Annotated in this window: 17 protein-coding genes and 1 pseudogene; 7 read left to right on the top strand and 11 right to left on the bottom strand. The window is 68.9% G+C overall.

Translation table 11 applies throughout. The features are described 5' to 3' along the window. Window positions 1–16: 16 nt before the first annotated feature. From ACFXGJ_RS09775 to ACFXGJ_RS09730, 10 genes and pseudogenes are all read right to left on the bottom strand, one after another. Window positions 17–1,285 (bottom strand): NAD(P)/FAD-dependent oxidoreductase, encoded by a 1,269-nt coding sequence (locus tag ACFXGJ_RS09775; protein ID WP_378618262.1) that lies wholly within the window; start codon window positions 1,283–1,285, stop codon window positions 17–19. Between the two features lie 2 nt (window positions 1,286–1,287). Continuing rightward, window positions 1,288–1,608: a 2Fe-2S iron-sulfur cluster-binding protein gene (locus ACFXGJ_RS09770; RefSeq protein ID WP_378618259.1), complete on the bottom strand. Its 321-nt coding sequence runs from the start codon at window positions 1,606–1,608 to the stop codon at window positions 1,288–1,290. Between the two features lie 13 nt (window positions 1,609–1,621). Then, the gene (locus tag ACFXGJ_RS09765) at window positions 1,622–2,371 is read right to left on the bottom strand and encodes an SDR family NAD(P)-dependent oxidoreductase (protein WP_378618319.1); all 750 of its coding nucleotides are present in this window, start codon (window positions 2,369–2,371) and stop codon (window positions 1,622–1,624) included. Beyond that, window positions 2,371–4,185, bottom strand: a complete 1,815-nt coding sequence (locus tag ACFXGJ_RS09760) for a PEP-utilizing enzyme (RefSeq protein ID WP_378618257.1) — start codon at window positions 4,183–4,185, stop codon at window positions 2,371–2,373. Before ACFXGJ_RS09760 ends, ACFXGJ_RS09765 begins: the two co-directional genes overlap by 1 nt. A gap of 35 nt (window positions 4,186–4,220) precedes the next feature. Then, window positions 4,221–5,342, bottom strand: a complete 1,122-nt coding sequence (locus ACFXGJ_RS09755) for a PEP/pyruvate-binding domain-containing protein (protein ID WP_378618317.1) — start codon at window positions 5,340–5,342, stop codon at window positions 4,221–4,223. After that, window positions 5,328–6,578, bottom strand: a pseudogene (locus tag ACFXGJ_RS09750) (cytochrome P450); the annotation flags it as partial. The pseudogene ACFXGJ_RS09750 and the gene ACFXGJ_RS09755, both read right to left, overlap by 15 nt. 53 nt (window positions 6,579–6,631) lie before the next feature. After that, window positions 6,632–7,342, bottom strand: coding sequence for an HD domain-containing protein (locus tag ACFXGJ_RS09745; protein ID WP_378618254.1), 711 nt, complete (start codon window positions 7,340–7,342; stop codon window positions 6,632–6,634). A 54-nt stretch (window positions 7,343–7,396) separates the two neighbouring features. Beyond that, window positions 7,397–8,215 (bottom strand): IclR family transcriptional regulator, encoded by an 819-nt coding sequence (locus ACFXGJ_RS09740; protein WP_378618252.1) that lies wholly within the window; start codon window positions 8,213–8,215, stop codon window positions 7,397–7,399. 84 nt (window positions 8,216–8,299) lie between these two features. Beyond that, a complete protein-coding gene (locus ACFXGJ_RS09735; protein WP_378618249.1) occupies window positions 8,300–8,944 on the bottom strand; it encodes a CoA transferase subunit B in 645 nt (214 codons plus the stop codon). Further along, the gene (locus ACFXGJ_RS09730) at window positions 8,941–9,690 is read right to left on the bottom strand and encodes a CoA transferase subunit A (RefSeq protein WP_378618315.1); all 750 of its coding nucleotides are present in this window, start codon (window positions 9,688–9,690) and stop codon (window positions 8,941–8,943) included. Before ACFXGJ_RS09730 ends, ACFXGJ_RS09735 begins: the two co-directional genes overlap by 4 nt. A 183-nt stretch (window positions 9,691–9,873) precedes the next feature. Between ACFXGJ_RS09730 and pcaH the strand changes: the two genes are divergently transcribed. Genes pcaH through ACFXGJ_RS09695 form a run of 7 tightly spaced genes read left to right on the top strand, consistent with a single transcriptional unit; the run spans window position 9,874 to window position 16,414 of the window. Then, window positions 9,874–10,593, top strand: coding sequence for a protocatechuate 3,4-dioxygenase subunit beta (gene pcaH / locus ACFXGJ_RS09725; protein ID WP_378618247.1), 720 nt, complete (start codon window positions 9,874–9,876; stop codon window positions 10,591–10,593). Further along, window positions 10,586–11,206, top strand: a complete 621-nt coding sequence (gene pcaG / locus ACFXGJ_RS09720) for a protocatechuate 3,4-dioxygenase subunit alpha (protein ID WP_378618245.1) — start codon at window positions 10,586–10,588, stop codon at window positions 11,204–11,206. Before pcaH ends, pcaG begins: the two co-directional genes overlap by 8 nt. Before the next feature lie 9 nt (window positions 11,207–11,215). Further along, complete coding sequence (pcaB, locus tag ACFXGJ_RS09715) at window positions 11,216–12,547, top strand: 3-carboxy-cis,cis-muconate cycloisomerase (RefSeq protein ID WP_378618243.1); 1,332 nt, start codon at window positions 11,216–11,218, stop codon at window positions 12,545–12,547. Then, on the top strand, window positions 12,544–13,752 hold the full coding sequence (pcaD, locus tag ACFXGJ_RS09710; protein ID WP_378618240.1) for a 3-oxoadipate enol-lactonase: 1,209 nt from the start codon (window positions 12,544–12,546) through the stop codon (window positions 13,750–13,752). The genes pcaB and pcaD overlap by 4 nt, the downstream gene beginning before the upstream one ends. Further along, window positions 13,749–14,528: an IclR family transcriptional regulator gene (locus ACFXGJ_RS09705; protein WP_378618237.1), complete on the top strand. Its 780-nt coding sequence runs from the start codon at window positions 13,749–13,751 to the stop codon at window positions 14,526–14,528. The genes pcaD and ACFXGJ_RS09705 overlap by 4 nt, the downstream gene beginning before the upstream one ends. A gap of 18 nt (window positions 14,529–14,546) precedes the next feature. Then, complete coding sequence (locus ACFXGJ_RS09700; RefSeq protein WP_378618235.1) at window positions 14,547–15,758, top strand: acetyl-CoA C-acetyltransferase; 1,212 nt, start codon at window positions 14,547–14,549, stop codon at window positions 15,756–15,758. A 23-nt stretch (window positions 15,759–15,781) separates the two neighbouring features. After that, window positions 15,782–16,414, top strand: a complete 633-nt coding sequence (locus tag ACFXGJ_RS09695) for a TetR/AcrR family transcriptional regulator (protein WP_378618232.1) — start codon at window positions 15,782–15,784, stop codon at window positions 16,412–16,414. Window positions 16,415–16,475: 61 nt separating this feature from the next. Here ACFXGJ_RS09695 and clpX read toward each other — a convergent pair whose 3' ends face one another. Continuing rightward, the gene (gene clpX / locus ACFXGJ_RS09690; protein WP_378424036.1) at window positions 16,476–17,753 is read right to left on the bottom strand and encodes an ATP-dependent Clp protease ATP-binding subunit ClpX; all 1,278 of its coding nucleotides are present in this window, start codon (window positions 17,751–17,753) and stop codon (window positions 16,476–16,478) included. Window positions 17,754–17,961: the final 208 nt, after the last annotated feature.

The raw sequence follows: 17,961 nt of genomic DNA, 5'->3' as shown, positions 1-17,961 counted from the left end.
GCTGGGCCAGAGGCGGTCAGGCCGCGGTCGTGACGGCCTTCAATGCGGTGGCGGAGTCGGCGGCAAGATCGGCGGGAATGTTCCCGCGTCTGGCGAGCGCGTTCTTGACCGCCATGAAGTCGAGCGGGTGGTTCACGCAGTCCGCGGCGATGATCTGCCCGGACCGGTAGTAGAGGACGGAGAATTTCCCCTTGGCGTCGTCCCGCCGGACCACCGTGTGGTCGTATCCGGTCGAGAGCCCGGCGATCTGCAGCTTCAGGTCGGCCTGGTTCGACCAGAACCACGGAACTCCTGCGTACTCCGACCTCCGCCCGGTGAGCGAGTAGGCCGCAACCTTGGCGTGCTCGATCGCGTTGTTGACGCTTTCGATGCGGATCCGGTCGCCCTCCGGTGCGCCGGGGACCGGATTCGGCATGTTGGCGCAGTCCCCGACCGCGACGGTGACGCCGTCGGAGGCCAGCGCGTACTCGTCGACCCGGATTCCGTTGTCGCACAGCAGACCGAGCGACTGCGCCAGTTCGACATTGGGAATCACGCCGATGCCCACGAGCACGATCTGCGCCGTGATCACCCGACCGTCGGTCATCCGGACCCCGGTGGCGGCGCCGTCGGCACCCTCGACGGCGGCGATCCGCGCGTCCAGCTCGATGTCGAGACCACGCCTGCGGTGCGCGTCGAGGAAGAACTCGGAGGTCTCCGGGCCGACGGCACGCCCCACCAGCCGCGGTCCGGCCTCGAGCACGGTGACCCGCTTGCCCATCTTCAGTGCGCTCGCGGCAGCTTCGAGTCCGATGAACCCGCCGCCGATCACGACGACGTCGGTCGCACTCGGCATCAGCTCCTTCAGTGCCAGCGCGTCGTCGGCGTTCCGGAGGTACACGACCCCCGACAGCTCGCTGCCGTCGAGGTCGAGATGCCGGGCGCGTGCACCGACCGTCAGGGCCAGTCGGTCGAACGGGAAGCGGGCCCCCGATTCGGCCGTGGCGACGCCCGAGCCGTCCGGCTCCCTGTCGATCGTCGTGATCCGCTCGCCCTTGACGAGGGCGATCCGGTGTTCCTCCCAGTACTCTGCGGTCCGGAAGATCAGCGACTCCGAATCCACCGTCCCCTGCAGGAAGTCCTTGGACAGCGCCGGTCGCTGGTAGGGGCGGTGGTTCTCCTCGCCGAGCAGGGTGATCGGCGGCTCGTAGCCGAGGGCCCGCAGCGAACCCGCCAACTGCACACCCGCCTGACTGGCACCGACGATCAGCAGTCCGGTGTTCGGAATCTCCGTGGTGGCATTCATTTCTACCCTTGCGATTCCGGGGTGCTCACGTGCAGATCCGAGTCCGCGGTGAGCTTGATCTGGCAGGACAGCCGGGAGCAGTCCTCCCGGTCGATCGCGGTGCCGTAGAGCATCTCGTCCTCCATCTCGTCCATTGCGGACAGCCCGGCGAAGTCGTCCTCGCGGACGAAGACGTGGCAGGTGGCACAGGACAACGAACCACCGCACTCGGCGAGGATTCCCGGAATCCCGTTCCTCATCGCGAGCTCCATCACGGAATCGCCGACGTTGCCGTCGACCACGCGGGTGTCGCCGCCGTGATCGGTGAAGGTGACCTTGGGCATTGGTGTCTCACTCCTAGATGAACTGGCGTCCGCCGTCGACGACGACGGTCTGCCCGGTGATGTACTTGCTGTCGGGACCGGCGAGAAACAGTGCGGCACCGACGATGTCGTCGGGCCGGCTCGCCCGCTTCAGCGCACCCCTGTCGACGCCGTAGTTCTCGGCACCCTCGATCAGGCCGTAGCTGGCCTCGGTGAGGGTGAAGCCGGGGGCGATCGCGTTGACCGTGATCGCCCGACGACCCAGCTCCTTGGCCATCACCCGCGTCAGCGCCACCACCCCGCCCTTCGAGGCGACGTAATGCATCCACTGCTCCGACCCGCTGAGGACGGTCGCCGACGAGACGTTGACGACGGCCCCGCCCTCACGCAGACAGGGACTGCACGCTCGCGCACACATCCACGGGCCCTTGAGGTTCACCGCCATCACCCGGTCCCATTCGGCCGGGTCGATCTGCTCGAACGGACTGCGGGTCACCGCGGCGTAGATGGCGGCATTGTTGACGAGCACGTCGATGGTGCCGCCGCCGAACTCGGCGACGGCGGCCGCCATCTCGTCGGTCGACTCGACCGAGGTGACGTCGACGGTCACCGCGAGGGCGCTCGCACCCTGGTCGGCGACCAGGGCCGCCGTCTCCTTCGCGCCGGCGCCGTCGATGTCGGCGGCCGCCACCCGGTATCCCCGCTCGGCGAAGCCCAGGGCGAATGCCCGGCCCAGACCGCCTGCGGCGCCGGTGATCAGCACGGTCCTCGCCTCGTCGGCCATCACGACTCCAGGATCGTGACGACGCCGGTACCACCGTCGACGCGCAGCAGCTGACCGGTCTTGATCTGTGTCGACGCCGAGCCGGTACCGGTGACGGCGGGCAGGCCGTACTCGCGGCACACGATCGCGGCGTGGCTCATCATGCCGCCGATGTCGGTGACCGTCGCCTTGATCTTGCCGAAGATCGGGCCCCAGGACGGGGCGGTGATCGGCGCGACGAGGATCTCACCCTCCTGAACGTCGGACAGCTCGTCCGCGCTGGTCACCACGCGGGCAACACCTTCGACGACTCCGGGCGAGGCGGCCATGCCCCGCAACCCGTCCGAGGCGTCCTCGTCGTCGGCGAGCCACTGCTGCACCTGCTCGGTGGTGATGCCGTACAGCATGCTGGTGAACGGCTCGGTGATGAACTCCGGCGGCGTGTTCAGCGCCGGCTCGGGTCGCCGCGACCTCAGCGCGTCGACGATCCCGCGGCGACGCTCGATCTCCTTGGGCCAGTAGCTCGGACCGATCGGGGCCGCGCCCACGCCCCAGCCGGTGGCCAGGTCGAACAGCGCCTCGCGGACCTCGCCGCGGCTCAGGTACAGCAGGTCGTCGGGCTGCTCCCAGAAGCCCTCCTCGTGCATCATCCGCGACAGCTCGCGGACCTTGCGCCAGAACACCCCCATCGTCCAGTGCTCGATGTAGAAGTTGTGGTTCTCCACGTACGGGTATGCGGTGCGCGCCAGTCCGAGCTTTGCGTCGAACGTGTCCCGGGCCTCGTCACTGAGCAGGTCGCGGTACTCGGTGGCGATGCGGACCCGCTCCGCGGCGAGCTCCGCGACCGGCCGCATGATGTCCTGCCCGGCCAGCAGCCGGCGAATGTAGTCGGCGATGTAGGCGAGCGGGATGTCCTGGTGCTCGATCCAGTACTTGTCGTGACCGTAGAAGCCGTTGCCGACCGTGAAGTTGAACCACGGGTCCTGGGCCGCCCGGTAGGTGGCGAGCCACTTCTCGCCGTGCTCGGCCGCCCCGACCTTTCCGAGGGTGCCGTCGACGTCGTTCGGTTGGTCGAACAGGCCGTCCAGGCCCAGCTCGACGGCCATGGTCGCCAGCTTCTTCAGCTCGTCGTCGGGGCGGAACAGTTCCATGTCCACGCCCTGCACCATCGTCGCGATCGCCTGGTCCGGGATGTTCGGGAACACCTCCTTGCAGAACCCGAAGAAGTCGAGGTAGGCGATGTAGCCGAGGTTGAGGAACTCGAAGTGGTACTGCCAGTTCTGGTAGCACAGCTGGATCAGCCGGTCGAAGTTCTCCAGCAGCACCTCACTGCCGTCCTTCGCCTTGCCGGACGTGATGTCCGCCATCGGCACCATGTCGGGCAGCTTCGCGAACTCGAGCGCCGCCATCTCGTCGATGGTGGTCCGCACCTTCTTGTGCCACTCCTCGAGCAGGCGCTCCCAGTTCTGGTAGTAGTACGCCGCCCGCTCCTCGAAGTGCGGTACCCGAGAATCGAATTCCTCCTCGGGGGCCGGGATCGGCGACATGTACAGGTACCCCAGATGGATGCGGAACTCGATGCCGTTCGAGTTGGGGATGAGCAGGTGCCGAGTGTTGTACTGGCCCAGGCACTTGACGGCGAACTCGCCGCCGATGGTCTCGAACGGCTTGAACACCGTCGGCCAGTGCTGGCTGTCGCAGAACCAGAACTTCTTGTCCTCGGCCTCCTTCAGGCTGTCCTGGAAGACCATGTTGTACGGGTACAGCTCCTGCCACCCCTGCGCGCCGTCCGGCGTCTCGAGGTCGAAGGGACTGGGGAAGGACTTCATCGACATGGGATGTTCCTCGGGTTCAGTGGATTCGGTGAGGGTCAGCGGTTGGTGTGGGGGCGGGTCATGGACCTGGTGATGCCGGCCATGGTGAAACCGGTACGCGACTTCGCGGGAGCGTCCGTGGGCGCGGTCGTCGACCCGGCGGGCTTCGACGACCAGACCGTCTCCGGACGGGACTGCAGCAGCAGCAGGTTCTCGCCGTCGGGCAGGTCCGCGTCGAGGGCCCATTCGATGTCCTGCGGGCACCCGTAGTGCTTCTCAGCCCGCTTGGCGATCGTGGCCACCGCCCGCAGGTCGTCGTCGGACAGGCACCGGCAGGCACGGCGATCCGGCGCCACCTCGCGCTCGACCAGGCTGCGGGACTCGGCATCCGGAATCAGCTCGGCGTGTTTGGCGCCGACCGTCTCGGCCACCACGGTCAGCATCACCTTGTCCAGGACGACGTTGTCCGGGGTGACCAGGCCGGAGACCACCATCTCCCCCACACCGTAGGAGGCGTCGACGGCAATCTTCGATCGATCACCGCTGGTGGGGTCGAGGGTCATCGCCACGCCGGCGACCTTGGCGTTGACCATCTTCTGCACGGCCACCGCCATCGACAGGCCCTCGTCGGGGATGTTGTTCTTCAGGCGGTACGTGATGGCCCGGCTCGTGTACAGCGACGCCCAGCACCGGCGGATGTGCTCGGTGACCGACTCGAGGTCCGTCAGCCACAGGTAGGTGTCCTGCTGGCCGGCGAAGCTCGCGTCCGGCAGGTCCTCGGCGGTCGCGGACGAGCGAACCGCAACCGGAACCGGCTCGTCGAAACGCGCCTGCAGGTGCTCGTAGGCCTCGATCGTCAACCGCCGCAGTCGATCCGGGACCGGCTGCGAGGTTATGGCGTCGCGGATCCTGGCCGAGACGGCGTCCACCTGCGCGACGTCGTCCGGGTCGAGGTCCGAGAGCAGTCGCGCGATCCCGTCGGCGACACCGGACTCGGCGACGAAATCGTCGTAGAGCGCGGTGGTGACCGCGAACCCGGGCGGGACCGGCATGCCGGCCTGGGTCATCGACACCAGCGAGGCGCACTTGCCGCCGAGCAACTCGTGCCGCGGCGCGGTGTCGTCGTCGAAGAACTGGATGTACGGGCGCTCCTCCGGCCCACCCCACTGGACGGGCACCGCGGTCGGCACCCGGAACGACAGGTTGTCGCCGAAGGTGATCGCCTCGGGGTCCGCCAGCTCGAGGTCGGGGGCCAGCGCCAGCACCTGCTCCACCGCAATCCGGGCCTGCAGCTTGGCGAGCATGTTGCCCAGGCAGTAGTGGATGCCGAAGCCGAAAGCCAGGTGCTCACGGGCATTGGCGCGGGAGATGTCGAAGACCTCGGGGTCCTCGAACCGGGCGTCGTCGCGGTTCGCCGAACCCATCAGAAGCAGCAGGTTGGCGCCCGCGGGAATCGGAGCTCCTCCGACCGCTGTGTCCCGCAGCGCCTTCCGGCGCCATCCGACGATGGAGGGGCTGAACCGGAGCACCTCGTCGATGGCGGCGGGGATCCGCTTCGGCTCCGCCGCGAGCGCCTCCCACTGATCGCGGTGCGCGAGAAGCAGGCGCAGCGTGTTGGAGATCAGCGTCGTGGTGGTCTCGTGGCCGGCGAACAGCAGGCTGTAGCAGACCGACGCGATCTCGTGGTCACTGATCGGGTCGCCGTCCTGCTGGGCTCGCACCAGGTCCGCCACCAGGCTGTCGCCGCCGTGCGCGTGTGCCTCGGCAACCAGCCGCAGGCACTCCTGCCAGTACTCGACGAGATTGTGCGCGTGCGGGATCTGCTCCTCGTCGGACAGGTCGCCCCAGGTCATCGCGGCGCGGGAGTCGGACCAGCGCTTGAAGGTGTCCACCTTGCTCGTGTCCGCGCCGATCAGCGTCAGGATCGTCACGGTCGGCACCTCGTACGCGAGGTCGCGCAGCAGGTCGCCGCGTCGCTCCGGGCGCGCGAGCATCGTTCGCATCTGAGTGTCGACGTTGTCGCGGATGAACGGTTCGAGGGCCTTGTACCGGCGCGGGGTGAAGGCCTTCGACACCACCTTGCGGATCCTGGTGTGCTCCGGCGGAATCCGCGCGGACAGACCGGAGTAGGCGGTGAATCCGCCGTCCTCCATGATCTTTCGCGCCTGCGGACCGCGCTCTCGGACCGGCGCCTGGGCGTTCTCACTGCTGAAGGTCTCCCAGTCGTCGAAGACCGCCTTGACGTCCTCGTACCGGGTGACGATCCAGCAGTCGATCCGCTCGTCGAACATGACCGGTTCGTCCGCACGAAGCCTGCTGTATGCGGGGAACGGGTCGGTCATCGCGAACGGCTCGTAGCCGTGGTGGGCGACGGGGCAACCGACAGCGGGTTCGTGATCGGTCGGGGCAGACATGGGAACTCCTGGAATCGGATCGGATGGGACACGGATGGTGTCCGGGACGAGAGTCATTGCGCAACCTGCACTTCGAGTGCGCGGCGCTGCGGGGAGAGGTCGATCGAGGCGATCGCGGCGAGGGCTCGGGCCATGGCGCGAGCGGGCTCGGTGTGGAGGTGCTCGTGGGTCCGGGCACCGACCAGGCGTAGGGCCTGGTCGGGTCCCAGACCGAACCAGCGCTGCACCGTCGCCAGCCCGTGCGGGGTGAGCCGCCACAGCTTGTCGGCATCCTTGACGACGGCATCGCTGGGGCTGATCGCCTCGATGCGGCTGTCGTGTCCGTCGACGATGTCGACGACCTCGTCGACGACAGCCGGGTCGCGCCCGAGATCCTCGAGCACGGCACGTGCGATCCTGGCGCCCTCGATCTCGTGTACGCGAATCAGTTCCGGGTGCCGAGGCTGGGGCGCGATCGCTTCGAGCACCTGGTCCTCGGGCACTCGGGACCAGCCCGTGTCGTGCAGCAGTATCGCGGGGAGCACGACCTCGGCGCGCGCGCCGTCCACGAGCCCGACGAGCGCCGCGGCGATGCCGAACGAGTAGACGGTGTGGACGTCGTTGTCGCGCACGTGCAGGTGCGCCGCCGCACGGTCCCAGACGGCCTGCTCGGCCGGCGCCATCGCGATCAGGCCTGGCACCTGTGCGGGTACGAATTCCGACACATCACGGTCGAGCAATCCGAACCCGGGGCCCCGCCCCGCCGTTGTGGTGGTGATCTCCATGCACGCCTCCTTGTGATGGTCACCACTGTTGCGTGAGGAGGGGCGCTCACAAAGCTATTGCTTCCGTTCAACGGAAGGGCCGAGCCAAAAACTGCGAATGGCCTGTTCAACGGGCTGCGGGAGGCCGCGGAAGAGCTTCTCGATACGGGTCACCGTGCCACGCATCGACGGAAGGAATCGTGAGGTCTCGGCGAACCGTGCGCTCGGCAAGACGAGTCCCAGTGCCGCGACGACGTCACCCTGAGGGGCATGGACCGGCACCGCAACCGAACACAGACCCAGCGCGATCTCCTCCTGAGTCCGGGCACAGCCGAGCTCGCGTACGGACTCGAGTTCGCGCGCGAGCCTGCGCGCATCGGTGATCGTGTGTCGCGACCGCCGCTCGAGCGCTTGGGAAAGGTAGGCCTGCTGGAACCATTCGTCCTCATACGCGAGCAGGACCTTGCCGACGGCGGTGGGGTGCAGCGGCAGCCGACCGCCGACCCGCGCGATCCGCGGCACCCGACGACTGCCGTAGATCCGGTCGACGAAGATGACCTCGGTGCCACGCCGGACCGCGAAGTGGACGGTCTCGTGCGTCAGGTCGAACAGGTCCTGGAGCGGCGGGTGGACGATGTCGCGTAGCCGATGACCGGCGTTCTGGCCGATCTCCCACAGGCGGATGCCCACCTGGTAGCGCCCGTCCGGTCCCCGTTGCAACGCGCCCCACTGCTCGAGCTCGGCGACGAGACGATGCACCGTGCTCAGCGGCAGGCCTGCGGCGGTGGCGATGTCGGTCAGGTGCAGCGGCTCGGGGGCGGACTCGAAGGTCTCGAGAATCGCGAGGACGCGGGACGTCGTGGTCCGCCCTGGCTCCCGGGGTTGTCCGGCCATCGGCACCCTCTCTCCTGTCGGCGGATCTCCATCGTCACTCGAGGTCCGCCGCGCCGGTAACCCTCGCCGGCCGCGCTCGACGGATCAGGCCGCGGGGACCTCGACGCGCACGGGAGCAGCCGTCTTCGCCAGCACCTCGTCCGCCGTGACGCCGGGTGCCGTCTCGACCAGTCGCAGACCGTCGTCGGTCACGTCCAGTACGGCGAGGTCGGTGATGATGCGCTGCACGCATCGCTCACCGGTGAGCGGCAGCGAGCACTCGGCGACGATCTTCGGTTCGCCCGCCTTGTTGCAGTGGTCGGTGAGCACGATAACCCGCTTGGCACCGTGCACCAGGTCCATCGCGCCGCCCATGCCCTTGACCATCGCACCGGGGATCATCCAGTTCGCGAGGTCGCCCGCCTGACTGACCTGCATGGCACCGAGCACCGCGACGTCGACCTGTCCGCCGCGGATCATTCCGAAGGACTGCGCCGAGTCGAAGAAGGACCCGCCCGGCAGGACGGTGATCGTCTCCTTGCCTGCGTTGATCAGGTCAGCGTCGACCTCGTCCTCGGTCGGGTACGGCCCGACCCCGAGCACGCCGTTCTCCGAGTGCAGAACGACGGTGACGCCGTCGGCGATGAAGTTCGGGATCAGCGTCGGCATGCCGATGCCGAGGTTGACGTACTGGCCGTCCTCGAGTTCCTGCGCGGCGCGGGCCGCCATCTCGTCGCGGGTCCAGCTCATGAGCGCACCGTCCTCTTCTCGATCTGCTTGTCCCCCACCACGGGAACGTGCACCACGCGCTGGACGTGGATGCCGGGGGTGTGCACCTCGTCCGGATCGATCTCGCCCGGCTCGACGAGGTGCTCGACCTCGGCGATGGTGATCCGGCCCGCGGTGGCCGCGGGAGGGTTGAAATTGCGCCCGCTCTTGCGGAACACGAGATTGCCGTGCCGGTCACCCTTCCACGCGTGCACGAGCGCGTAGTCGGTCACGATGGCGCGTTCCATCACGTAGGTGACGCCGTCGAACTCGCGGGTCTCCTTGGGCGGACTGGCGATTGCGACACCGCCACTTCCGTCGTACTTGCGCGGCAGGCCCCCGGTGGCGACCTGGGTGCCGACGCCCGCCGGGGTGAAGAAGGCGGGGATGCCCGCGCCGCCGGCCCGCATCCGCTCGGCCAGCGATCCCTGCGGCGTCAGTTCCACCTCGAGCTCACCGGCCAGGTACTGCCGGGCGAATTCCTTGTTCTGCCCCACGTAGGAGCTGACGGTGCGCCGGATGCGGTGTTCGGCGAGCAGGATGCCGAGGCCGAAGCCGTCGGTGCCGAGGTTGTTGGTGACGGTCTCTAGGTCCGTCGCGCCCTGCTCGAGCAGGGCGGCGATGAGCGCCTCGGGCACCCCGACGAGCCCGAACCCGCCGACCGCGAGGGAGGCACCGTTCGGAATGTCGGCGACCGCTTGGGCTGCTGTGGCAATGACTTTGTCCATCACGGTCACCACGATAGCGCGGAGCGTACGTAATGTGAACATCCATCCGTATAGCGAACATTTTCGGCCCCGGCCATTGCCCGCGACGCCGAGCGGTCCTATGCTTGTTCGCATAGCGACTTCATGTCCACATCACGAACACCCGTGACGTGTGAGTTCACGCCGAGAACAGAAGGTCCGAGCATGCTGCACCTGCCACCGCGGTATCGCGGGATCGAGAACGGCGAGGAAGCCCCACTCGATTTCGCCGACTACCGGACAACGTCCCTGCGCCACCCCAAGCAGCCACTGACGCTGCTCCCCCAGCGCCTGACCGAACTCACCGGGCCGGTCCTCGGCGAGGAACGGGTGACCGCGGCGGACGCCGACCTGACCCTCGCGAACGGCGGTGAGGCGGGCGGCCAGCGCATCGTCGTGCACGGCCAGGTCCTCGACAGCGACCGCAGGCCTGTGCCGAACACCCTCGTCGAGGTCTGGCAGGCCAACGCCGCCGGACGGTACCGGCACCAGGGCGACCAGTGGCCGGCCCCGCTGGACCCGTTCTTCAACGGCGTCGGCCGCGTCATGACCGACCGGCTCGGTCACTACTCGTTCACCACGGTCAAGCCGGGCGCGTACCCGTGGGGCAACCACCACAACGCGTGGCGCCCCGCGCACATTCACTTCTCGCTGTTCGGCCAGGCGTTCACCCAGCGACTGGTCACCCAGATGTACTTCCCGGACGACCCGATGTTCTTCCAGGACCCGATCTACAACTCGGTGCCCGACGGCGCGCGCCAGCGGATGGTGAGCGTGTTCGACTACGAGGCCACCACCGACAACTGGGCACTCGGCTTCCGGTTCGACATCGTTCTTCGCGGCAGCGAGGCCACCCCGTTCGAGGAGGACGACCACGATGACTGAGCTCGCACCGCGCTACCCGGTGGTCCCGGGCGACTTCACCACCGTGAAGTTCGGGCCGACCCCGTCCCAGACCGTCGGGCCCTACCTGCACATCGGCCTGCCCTGGCCGGACGGCGCCGACGTCGTGCCCGCAGGCACCGAGGGCGCCATCGTGGTGTCCTTCACCGTCTACGACGGCAACCGCGAGCCGATCGCCGACGCCCTGGTCGAGACCTGGCAGGCCGACGCGGAGGGCCGCTTCGACCACCCCGCCGATCCGCGCGGGACGCAGGGCTGCACCTTCCGCGGGTTCGGCAGGGCGCCTGCGGACGACACCGGCACCGCGCGCGTCACCACCGTCAAGCCGGGCGCCCTGCCCGCCGAGGACGGCCTCACCGAGGCGCCACACCTGAACGTCTCGGTGTTCGCGCGCGGCATGCTCAATCGCGCCGTGACCAGGCTGTACTTCCCCGACGAGGACGCCGCGAACGCCGCCGACCCGGTACTGTCGTCCCTACCGGAAGCCCAGCGCGCCAAGCTCGTTGCGGCCGCGACCGCCGACGGCTACCACCTCGACATCGTGGTGCAGGACGCCGATCCGAATGGCGCCGAGACGCCGTTCTTCTACCTCTAGGAGGGGCTCGTGGCCCGCGGTGAGCTCTTCGATCCGGTGTTCGGCGGTCATGCGCTCGGGGCCGAACTGTCCGACCGGGCCTGGATCTCGGCGATGCTCGAGGTCGAGGCGGGCCTGGCCCGCGCGGTCGCGGCCACGGGACGGATCTCCGGCGCGGACGCCGCGGAGATCACCGCGGCCGCGGGCCGGCTCGCCGAGCGTCTCGATCCGGCCGTGCTCGGGGCCGAGGGGGTCGGCGGGGGCAATCCGGTCATCCCTCTGGTTGCCCGTCTGCGCGCCGAGTGCTCCGGTGCCGGGGTGCCCGCGGCCGCGGTGCACACCGGTGCGACCAGCCAGGACGTGATCGACACCGCGTTGATGCTGCTGGCCCGGCGGTCCGGTGCACTGGTGGTCGGCGATCTCGCCGCCGCCGCGGATGCAGCGGCGGCGCTGGCCGCGGCGCACCGTGACACCCCGATGGCCGCACGCACTCTCGGGCAGCAGGCGCTGCCCACCACCTTCGGTGCGCTCGCCGCCGGGTGGTGCGCCGGGCTCGACCGCGCCGCGCAGACGCTGGCGGCGGTGCTCGGGTCACTGCCGGTCCAGTTCGGCGGGGCCGCGGGCACACTCGCCGCGCTGCACCCGAACGGATTCGACGTCGCCGACGCGCTCGCAGCCGAGCTGGGCCTGGCCCGGCAGGGCGTGCCGTGGCACACCGACCGGGTCCGGATCGGCGAGCTGGCGTCCGCGCTCGGCGTCGCGGCGGGCGCGGTCGCCAAGCCCGCCACCGACGTGGTGTCGATGGCCGCGACCGAACTCGGCGAGGTCGCCGAGGACGCACCCGGAGGGTCGTCGGCGATGCCGCACAAGCGAAATCCCGTCGCGGCCGTGACGGCCCGCGCCGCCGCGTGTCGGGTACCCGGACTGGTCGCGACCGTCCTGGGCAACATGGACCACGAGTTCGCACGGGCCGCGGGCGCCTGGCACGCCGAATGGGAGACGGTCACCGATCTGCTCCGGCTAACCGGCGGCGCGGCGCATCGGCTCGCGGACTGCCTTGATGGGCTGCACGTCGACGCCGCTGCGATGCGCCGCAACCTCGACGCCACCGGGGGGATGCTCCTCGCCGAGCGGGTCACCGGGGCGCTGGCCGGGTACACCGACTCTGCCCGCGCATTCGTCACCGCCGCGTGCGCTGCGGGTAGGCCGCTCGACGCCGATCCGGAGGTCACGCAATACCTCGATCCGGCCACGGTACGCGAACTTCTCGACCCCGCAGGCTATCTCGGCCACGCCGGCGACCTCGTGGACCGCGTGCTGGCCGGACGCGACACTCGTTCGATCAAGGAGAACACCCCGTGACTGTCGCCCTCGCTCACTCCGTCACCGGCCCCGGGCCGGGTGCGCCGACGATCGCGCTGCTCGGTTCGCTCGGTTCCGACCGCTCGATGTGGGGCCCGCAGTTGCGCGCCCTCTCGGCCGACTTCAACGTCCTCGCTGTCGATCTGCGCGGGCACGGCGAGTCCCCCGTTCCGGCAGGTCCGTACACGATCAGCGACCTGGGCGGCGACGTGTTGGCGCTACTGGACACGATGCAACTGCCGGCCGTGCACCTCGTCGGGCTCTCCCTCGGCGGCGCAGTGGCCCAGTGGATCGCCGCGCATGCGCCGACCCGCGTGCACACACTGACCCTGTTGTGCACCTCCGCCAAGTTCGGCGAACCACAGGGCTGGCTCGACCGCGCCGCCGCGGTCCGCTCGGCGGGCACCGGGTCGATCGCCGACGCCGTCGTCGGGCGCTGGTACACAAGCGAACTCGCCGACCGGGACCCCGACCTGATCATGGGATCGCTGGCGATGGTCGACGCGACCGCCGACGAGGGATACGCGGCCTGCTGCGAGGCACTGTCGGGTTGGGACGGCCGCGCAGACCTCGCGCGCATCGCCGCGCCGACCCTGGTGATCGCGGGCGAACAGGACCCGTCGACCACTCCCGCGGACCTCGGATACATCGCCGAGGGCATCGCCAATTCGACTCTGTACGTGCTCGATCCGGCCGCCCACCTCGCCAGTGTCGAGCAGGCGGGCCGGGTCACCTCGCTGATCGCCGCGCACGCGGCCGGTCCCGCGCAGCGCACCGAGAGCTACCAGGCGGGCATGCGAGTGCGCCGCAGCGTGCTCGGCGACGCCCATGTCGACCGCGCCATCGCGGGCACAACCGAGTTCACCGAGCCCTTCCAGGACTTCATCACCCGCACCGCGTGGGGTGACATCTGGAGCAGGCCCGGCCTGGACCACCACACCCGCAGGTTGTTGACCCTCGCGATCCTCACCGCGGTCGGAAACGAGGACGAGCTCGACATGCACATCCGCGCTGCCCTGCGGGACGGCATGGTCCCGGCGGAACTGGTCGAGGTCTTCCTGCACACCGCCGTCTATGCGGGCGTGCCGAACAGCAACCGCGCCTTCGCGCTGGGCAAGAATGCACTCGCGGAAGGTGTCGGATCGACCGGCACCGTCGGCGGCGACGCCGCCTCCGCGGACACCGAGGAGCAATCCGGCCCATGACCGAACCGTCACCCGACTACGTGCAGTCCCTGGCCAGGGGGCTGTCCGTCATCCGTGCGTTCGACGCCGAACGTCCTCGACAGACGCTGAGCGAGGTCGCCAAGTCCACGGACCTGACCCGGGCCACCGCCCGGCGGTTCCTGCTGACCCTGGTCGAGCTCGGCTACGTGCGCACCGACGGGTCGGTCTTCTGGCTGACCCCCCGGGTGCTCGAACTCGGCTACAGCTACCTCTCTGCACTGACCCTGCCGGAAGTGGCCGGCCCGCACCTGGAGTCACTCGCCAAGCGCGTGCACGAGTCGGCCTCGGTGTCGATCCTCGACGCCGGGGACGTCGTCTACGTGGCACGCGTCCCGGTCAGCCGGATCATGACCGTCGCGATCACCATCGGCACCAGGTTCCCTGCCTTCGCCACCTCGATGGGCCGCGTTCTGCTGGCCGGGCTGCCCGAGCCGGAGTTCGAGGAGTACCTCTCGCACGTTAGCCTCACCCCGCTGACCGGCCGAACCATCTCGACGCCCGACGCGCTGCGCCAGGAGATCGAGCGGGTGCGCGTCGACGGGTTCTGCATCGTCGACCAGGAACTCGAGGAGGGACTGCGCTCGCTCGCCGCCCCCATTCGCGACCACACCGGCGCGGTCGTCGCCGCCGCCAACATCTCCACCCAGGCCGCCCGCTACTCCGCGGCGGCCGTCCGCAAGGAACTGCTGCCCGAGCTCCTGAGCACCGTCGAGACCATCGGCCTCGACCTCGTGCGCATGCAGTCGCAACCGTAGAAACCCGAGGAATCAACCATGCTCGACGCCGTCATCTGTGAACCCCTGCGCACCCCCGTCGGCCGATTCGGCGGGGTGTTCGCCGGCATCGCGCCCGAATCCCTTGCCGCGACGGTGATCACCGAACTCGTCACCCGCACCGGGATCGACGGCGGGCAGATCGACGACGTCATCCTCGGTCAGGCCTCCCCCGGCGGCGACGCACCGGCGATCGGTCGCGTCGCAGCCCTCGATGCCGGGCTCGGCGTCGACGTCCCGGGTCTGCAGGTCGACCGGCGATGCGGGTCGGGCCTGCAGGCGATCATCCAGGCGTGCATGCAGGTCTCCACCGGCGGCAGCGAGCTGATCCTGGCCGGTGGTGTGGAATCGATGAGCCAGGCGGAGTTCTACGCGACCGGGATGCGCTGGGGCGTCACAGGCGAGGGCGTCGCCCTGATGGACCGCCTCGCTCGTGCCCGAGTCACCGCCGGTGGCAAGAACTTTCCCGTTCCCGGCGGGATGATCGAGACCGCGGAGAACCTGCGGGCCGAGTTCTCGATCAGCCGGGCGGACCAGGACGCGCTCGCCGTGCAGTCGCACCAGCGCGCCGTCGCGGCGCAGACCTCCGGCCGGTTTGCCGAGGAGATCGTGGGGGTCGCTGTCCCGCAGCGTAGGTCGGACCCGGTCGTGGTGACCACGGATGAGCACCCGCGGCCCGACGCCAGCCTGGAGTCGCTGGCGAAGCTGCGGCCGATCCGGTCCGCCGTCGACGCCGAGTCCACCGTCACCGCCGGGAATGCGAGTGGCCAGAACGACGGCGCGGCGATCTGCATCGTCACCACCGCGGCCAAGGCGCGCGAGCTCGGTCTGCGACCGATGGCCCGGATGGCGAGCTGGGCGGTCGCGGGCGTTGCGCCGCGGACGATGGGAATCGGACCGGTCCCCGCGACCGAGAAGGCCCTGGGCCGAGCGGGACTCACGCTCGCCGACATGGGCGTGATCGAGCTGAACGAGGCCTTTGCCGCACAGGCACTGGCCGTGCTGCGGAGCTGGGGTCTCGAGGCCGACGACCCACGGGTGAACCCGAACGGCTCCGGCATCTCGCTCGGGCACCCGGTCGGCGCAACCGGTGCGCGCATCCTGGCGACCCTGCTGCGCGAGATGGATCGCCGCGAGTCGCGCTTCGGCCTCGAGACCATGTGCATCGGCGGCGGCCAGGGCCTGGCCGCCGTCTTCGAGCGACTGGGCTGAGACCCGCGGATTAGAGTTGCGCCATGCCGCCCAAGCGCCGACGCAACAGCGACCTCACCCGGGAGAACATCCTCGAGGTCGCGACGACGGAGTTCGCCGACAAGGGCTACGCGGGCGCGCGCGTGGACCTGATCGCCGAGCGCACCGACACCACCAAACGGATGATCTACTACTACTTCAACGACAAGGAGGGGCTGTACCAGGCGGTCCTCGAGCGTTCCTACGGGGAGATCCGCGAGCAGGAGAGCCGGCTGAACCTCGAAGGCCTCGACCCGGTCGCCGCCGTCCGAGCGCTTGCCGAACTGACCTTCGACCACCACGAGAAGCATCCGGACTTCATCCGCCTGGTCGCGAACGAGAACATGCTCCGCGGTGAGCACGTACGCAGGTCCGAGTCACTCGACGGCCTCGGCGAACCCGCCGCCGACCTGGTCTCGCGGATCCTCGCCGACGGCCAGCGGCAGGGACTGTTCCGCACCGACGTAGACGCCCTCGACATCCACATGATCCTGAGCAGTTACGCCGGTTTCCGGGTCTCGCACCGGTTCACCTGGGATGCCCTGTTCGGGCAGGATCTGGTCGCGCCCGAGTTGCGGGACCATCAGCGAAAGATGCTGGGTGACATGGTCATTGCCTTCCTGCGAGACAAGGACTGACCTTCCCGGCGAACGAGGAAGGCCCCCACTCGGTCGAGTGGGGGCCTTCCTTTTTGTCCGTCTACGCCGACTTGTCGCGACGCTCGCGTTCCGGCTTGCGCGGGACGATGGTCGGCAGCACGTTGTCGTTGACCGTCTCCGCCGTGACCACGACCTTGGCGACGTCGTCGCGGCTCGGGATGTCGTACATCACCGGCAGCAGGACCTCTTCCATGATCGCGCGCAGACCGCGGGCGCCGGTGCCACGCAGGATCGCCTGGTCCGCGACCGCCTCGAGCGCGTCGGCGGTGAACTCGAGTTCCACACCGTCCATGTCGAACAGGCGGGTGTACTGCTTGACCAGTGCGTTCTTCGGCTCGGACAGGATCTGGACCAGCGATTCCTTGTCCAGGTTGGTCACCGACGCGACGACGGGCAGGCGGCCGATGAACTCGGGGATCAGGCCGAACTTGATCAGGTCCTCGGGCATCACCTCGGCGAAGCGATCCTGCGCATCGATCTCCGCCTTGGAGCGCACCTCGGCACCGAAGCCGATACCCCGCTTGCCGACGCGGTCCGAGACGATCTTCTCGAGCCCGGCGAATGCGCCCGCCACGATGAAGAGCACGTTCGTCGTGTCGATCTGGATGAACTCCTGGTGCGGGTGCTTGCGACCACCCTGCGGCGGCACACTCGCCTGGGTGCCCTCGAGGATCTTCAGCAGCGCCTGCTGGACGCCCTCGCCGGACACGTCGCGGGTGATGGACGGGTTCTCGGACTTGCGGGCGATCTTGTCGACCTCGTCGATGTAGATGATGCCCGTCTCGGCGCGCTTGACGTCGTAGTCGGCGGCCTGGATCAACTTGAGCAGGATGTTCTCGACGTCCTCGCCGACGTAGCCGGCCTCGGTCAGCGCGGTGGCGTCGGCGATCGCGAACGGCACGTTGAGCATCTTCGCCAGCGTCTGCGCCAGGTAGGTCTTGCCACACCCGGTCGGGCCGAGCATGAGGATGTTGGACTTGGCCAGCTCGACGCTCTCGCCGCGGACGTCGTGTCCCTTGTTACCGGCCTGGATCTTCTTGTAGTGGTTGTAGACCGCCACCGCGAGCGTCCGCTTGGCGGCGTCCTGGCCGATCACGTAGTTCTCGAGGAAGTCCCGGATCTCCGCGGGCTTGGGCAGCTCGTCGAGCTTGACCTCGCTGGACTCCGCGAGCTCCTCCTCGATGATCTCGTTGCACAGGTCGATGCACTCGTCGCAGATGTAGACCCCAGGGCCCGCAATGAGCTTCTTCACCTGCTTCTGGCTCTTACCGCAGAAAGAGCACTTCAGCAGGTCTCCGCCGTCACCGATGCGTGCCATCTCGTCAGGTCCCTACTTCCTTCTCAGCTGCACTTGCGTCGGGTGCCGATGTCCCCGCGGGCGTCCGGGTTCGCAACGAACCTCGACCACCGCGGGCGAAAGCCCCTGATGTGACCGTACCCGTTGTCTCGGAAGCCGGTCGACTTGTTGACGGTGTTTCGCGCGGCCGAATACGACCGCGTGCGCCCGGACCCGCGAGGGTCCGGGC

This window comes from Rhodococcus sp. NPDC059234, from assembly GCF_042754225.1.
Taxonomy (GTDB): domain Bacteria; phylum Actinomycetota; class Actinomycetes; order Mycobacteriales; family Mycobacteriaceae; genus Rhodococcus_G.
Note: the sequence above shows the minus strand (reverse complement) of the source record. Positions and strands in the feature narration are given on the sequence as shown.

What these genes read in the sequence shown, in the direction of transcription:
- pcaH (WP_378618247.1), top strand. Translation starts at nt 9,874, where the DNA reads ATGCTGCACCTGCCACCGCGGTATCGCGGGATCGAGAACGGCGAGGAA.
- ACFXGJ_RS09770 (WP_378618259.1), bottom strand. Translation starts at nt 1,608, where the DNA reads ATGCCCAAGGTCACCTTCACCGATCACGGCGGCGACACCCGCGTGGTC.
- ACFXGJ_RS09695 (WP_378618232.1), top strand. Translation starts at nt 15,782, where the DNA reads ATGCCGCCCAAGCGCCGACGCAACAGCGACCTCACCCGGGAGAACATC.
- ACFXGJ_RS09775 (WP_378618262.1), bottom strand. Translation starts at nt 1,285, where the DNA reads ATGAATGCCACCACGGAGATTCCGAACACCGGACTGCTGATCGTCGGT.
- ACFXGJ_RS09765 (WP_378618319.1), bottom strand. Translation starts at nt 2,371, where the DNA reads ATGGCCGACGAGGCGAGGACCGTGCTGATCACCGGCGCCGCAGGCGGT.
- ACFXGJ_RS09740 (WP_378618252.1), bottom strand. Translation starts at nt 8,215, where the DNA reads ATGGCCGGACAACCCCGGGAGCCAGGGCGGACCACGACGTCCCGCGTC.
- pcaG (WP_378618245.1), top strand. Translation starts at nt 10,586, where the DNA reads ATGACTGAGCTCGCACCGCGCTACCCGGTGGTCCCGGGCGACTTCACC.
- clpX (WP_378424036.1), bottom strand. Translation starts at nt 17,753, where the DNA reads ATGGCACGCATCGGTGACGGCGGAGACCTGCTGAAGTGCTCTTTCTGC.
- ACFXGJ_RS09760 (WP_378618257.1), bottom strand. Translation starts at nt 4,185, where the DNA reads ATGTCGATGAAGTCCTTCCCCAGTCCCTTCGACCTCGAGACGCCGGAC.
- ACFXGJ_RS09730 (WP_378618315.1), bottom strand. Translation starts at nt 9,690, where the DNA reads ATGGACAAAGTCATTGCCACAGCAGCCCAAGCGGTCGCCGACATTCCG.
- ACFXGJ_RS09705 (WP_378618237.1), top strand. Translation starts at nt 13,749, where the DNA reads ATGACCGAACCGTCACCCGACTACGTGCAGTCCCTGGCCAGGGGGCTG.
- ACFXGJ_RS09745 (WP_378618254.1), bottom strand. Translation starts at nt 7,342, where the DNA reads ATGGAGATCACCACCACAACGGCGGGGCGGGGCCCCGGGTTCGGATTG.
- ACFXGJ_RS09700 (WP_378618235.1), top strand. Translation starts at nt 14,547, where the DNA reads ATGCTCGACGCCGTCATCTGTGAACCCCTGCGCACCCCCGTCGGCCGA.
- ACFXGJ_RS09735 (WP_378618249.1), bottom strand. Translation starts at nt 8,944, where the DNA reads ATGAGCTGGACCCGCGACGAGATGGCGGCCCGCGCCGCGCAGGAACTC.